Origin of the sequence: Pedobacter sp. (assembly GCF_035566355.1) — a bacterium.
Classification (GTDB): Bacteria; Bacteroidota; Bacteroidia; order Sphingobacteriales; family Sphingobacteriaceae; genus Pedobacter.
Genome location: NZ_DATMRL010000574.1, coordinates 1 through 3829 on the forward strand (window position 1 = coordinate 1; position 3829 = coordinate 3829).

A 3829-nucleotide genomic window follows, 5' to 3' on the forward strand; every position below is an offset into this window, starting at 1 on the left:
TTAAAATACGTATTGATTGTTATGGTGGTTATAGCTGTAGCATCATGTAAGAAAGACCAGTATTACTTGTTTAATGATACCGCACGGATTCAGTTTGGTCCTGATGCTTCCCGTATCTATACTGCTTCTTACAATCTGGCAGATACTTTAAAGCCTTTTACCTTCTATTATGAATTGCCATCGGTAACCGAAGACACCGTGTTTTTTGATATTTACGCGATAGGGGGCGTATCTAAAACTGACCGGAGTTTTACGCTGAGACAGGAACAGGTTCCGAATGCAGGTAATGCGGTGGCTGGTACACATTATGTGCCGTTTACAGATCCAAGGGTAAGCAAATTTTATACTATAAAGGCAGGGACCGTACATACTTCAGTTCCGGTAATTGTACTGAGGGATCCGAGTCTGAAGACAAACACGGTTGTACTTAAGTTAAACGTAGTGTCTGATGGCAATTTTCAATTGGGAGAGAAGAGCAATTTATGGAGAAAGGTTCAGCTCACAGACCGTTTGAGCCAGCCTGCATCCTGGAACGCGAGTTTTAGCCAATATTATTTTGGAAAATACAGTACTGTGAAGCATGCCTTCATGATCCAGGCTACTGGTCAGAAATGGGATGAAAGCTTTATTGCTTTGACGAGTACAGATTATGCTTTGTTGCAATATTACATTGGTGTGGTCAAAACTGCACTGATTGATTACAACAAGAATAATCCTGGAAATCCTCTTAGGGATGAGAGTGGCGAACTGGTTGTTATACCTTAAAAAACGGAACAAATAATATGAAACATATATATGTAATAATAGGCTCAGGATTGCTTCTGCTGATGGCTTCCTGTGCAAAGGATAAAACCAATTTTGATTTGAAGCCTAAAGAACAGATTACAGTGACAGGCCTTGAGTCTTCTTATACGACTATATCACAAAAGGATCACCTGAACATTGATCCTACTGTGACTTCAACTGAGCCAGATGCTAATTTTGATTATTTATGGGGTATCTATGAGACTAATGTTCAGGGCTCTGCACCCGTTTTAGACACAATAGGAAGAACGAAGAAGCTGGATTACTTGGTTAAGCAACCTTCAAAAGGCTGGGTTCTGGTATTTCGGGTAACCAATAAAAAAACAAAATATGCCCAGTACTTTACTTCCGCAATTAATGTGGTTACTCAGTTTACCCGGGGCTGGTATGTGGCTAAAGATGACGGTAGCCTGGCTGATATGGATCTTTTTCTAACGCCGGTATCTCTTGTTCCCGACAGCAAAGTGGAAAATGTGTATAGTCTGGTTAATGGCGGTAAGCTTAATGGAAAGGCCCAATTACTGACTTATTTCAGCAGTTATAAATCTACGGTTACCGGGGTGCTTTCGAATACTAAGGCCTTGTTTATGACCACAGACAAAGATATTTCTGCGATGAATATGAGTACCTTAAAACAGATCAGGAATATCAATACCTTGTTTTATCAGTCTCCAGCCACAGCAGCGCCAGATGCTGTATTGTTAGGCTCAAGTGCAAATTACCTGGTCAACGACGGGCAATGTTACAGCATTTATGCGATGTCTGCTAATTCTGGCCAGTTTGGAGTACGTAAGATGAAGGATGATGCAAATACGCCTTATCATCTATCCCGGTATTTTTTAACAAGTACCAGTACAGATCCTTATTTCTTTGACGATATGAGCAGCTCTTTTCTGATGGGAACGGCAACTGGTGCTGTGATGACTGCTGTAACTGATGATGCTGTTACAGCTATGCCTGCGCAAAATAACAATAAGAAAATGATCTATATGGGGTTCAAAACAACTACCTATGTGGCAAGTGAATTCGCGTCTTATGTGAATGGCTATGCCATATTTCAGGATAAAGCTAATCCTTCATTAAAAATACTGTCACAGTTGAATCCAAATAAAACCAAAATGTCGATGGTCAATGACACTTTAAAAACCACCGATAAGATATTCAATGCGACGAATTATGCCCTGTTAGACGGAGATGAAAACCTGATTTATTTTGCAACGGGTAACCAGGTATGGTCCAGAAATCTGAGCAATAAATTTGAGCAATTGCAGTTTAGCGCGCCAGCAGGAGAAGAGATTACATTTATACGCCATAAAAAATATACGGAAACAGGTTATACACACAATTACATATTGATTGGAACCAAATCGGGCGACAGTTATAAAGTCAGAATGTTCACTAAATCATCAGGAAGTTTAGCTTCCTCACCCGACATTACCCTGGAAGGAAAGGGAATTGTAAGGGATGTGATGTATATGTCACCTTCCGTAAGTGAATATACCTACAGTAATTCTTATTAACCAGAACACCAATAAAGACCACACATAAAAAACAAACATGATTAAAAAATTATTTGGAGCAGCGTTGATTGTCGGTATGACTTCGTCTGCATTTGCACAATTGCCGGTTGAAATTACCGGATTGCTAAAAAAACAAAGACTGGCCCCTGTAAAGCTTTTTAAAGTTGAGGAAGGAAAACCAGTAGAGATTTCCACATCAACACCGGGTTCAAAGGGAAATTTTGGCTTTATATTTTATCCGGAATATGAGGGCTTATACGTGATTGGTACGGGAACCGTAGGTAGTCCCAACGATAATTATAAGTTTTACTTTAAGGGAGGAGAGAAGCTTTCTTTATCCATTCTGGATTCAAGTTATGTACTTAACGGAAAGCTAAATTCAAAAGAGAATGTCGTACTGACCCAGTGGCATGATTTTGTAAATCCTTTAGAACAAAAGGCCATAAACTTTATGAAAAACCAGAGTACCTTTGTTGACTTCTTTCCAAAACTGGAAGAAATTTCAGCAAAAACTAAAGGCTTTTTAGCGGGTAAAGCCACAGGTAATGCGAAATTTGATAGAAATATGAAGCAATATATGGCATGGGATATGGCCAGTTACGCAACAAACTTTCTAAATACACCGCGTTCTGCACATCCCTCTGTTGAAGAGTACAGTCCGTATTACAGTACGCTTAAAGCAAAAGATTTTGCCGGAAGCGCAGCTTCAGTATACAGTAATCCCTGGGGAATCAGAACACTTTCAGGTCTGATCAGTGTGAATATGAGGCAAGAGAACATAAAGTATTCGAGGGGGATCGAAGGCGTAAAAAATAACCTTGTTTTTCTGCCAAATGATACCCTCAAAGGAGACTTTATTTTAGATCATGCTGCTGGTTATAAAAATTACTCAGATTATAAGGAGCTTATCGATACTTATGGTAAATACGTCATTACGCCAAGTCAGAAAAAGAGAAATCTGGAAATCCTTGCTCCATTGGCGCAATTAAAACCGGGAGATGCTGCTTTTGCTTTTTCATATCCGGATAAAGATGGTAAAACGGTTAAAATGTCGGATTTAAAAGGAAAAGTTGTCTTGGTAGACGTTTGGGCGACCTGGTGCGGACCTTGCAAAGCGGAAATCCCACACCTTAAAAAACTTGAAGAAGAGATGAAAGGCACAGATGTGCAGGTGGTGAGTATCTCTGTTGATGAGGCTAAGGACAAAGATAAGTGGCTTAAAATGATCAAGGATGATCAGCTGGGTGGCTTACAATTGTTTGCAACAGGGTGGAGCGACATAGCGAAATATTATAAAATCAATGGAATCCCTCGTTTCATGGTATTCGACAAAGAAGGGAAAATCGTTACTATAGATTCTCCAAGGCCATCTGATCCTGCACTTAAGGTCTTGTTAGAAAAGACATTGGCCGGTAAATAATGAAGAATATGAAGCCAATATTCATTGCTCTCGCTCTGCTTTTTTTAAGCCTGGGGCTTAAAGCGGAAACTGATAGTCTTACCAT

3 protein-coding genes are annotated in these 3829 nt (G+C 39.7%); all 3 read left to right on the top strand.

Features of this window, described 5'->3' with window-relative positions; translation table 11 throughout:
- The coding region (locus VNZ46_RS22595; RefSeq protein ID WP_325562849.1) for a DUF4843 domain-containing protein at nt 1-765 on the top strand (765 nt) is incomplete at its 5' end.
- 17 nt (nt 766-782) lie between these two features.
- A complete protein-coding gene (locus tag VNZ46_RS22600; RefSeq protein WP_325562851.1) occupies nt 783-2324 on the top strand; it encodes a PKD-like family lipoprotein in 1542 nt (513 codons plus the stop codon).
- A 37-nt stretch (nt 2325-2361) separates the two neighbouring features.
- Nucleotides 2362-3744, top strand: a complete 1383-nt coding sequence (locus VNZ46_RS22605) for a TlpA disulfide reductase family protein (RefSeq protein ID WP_325562853.1) — start codon at nt 2362-2364, stop codon at nt 3742-3744.
- The last annotated feature ends 85 nt before the right edge of the window (nt 3745-3829 follow it).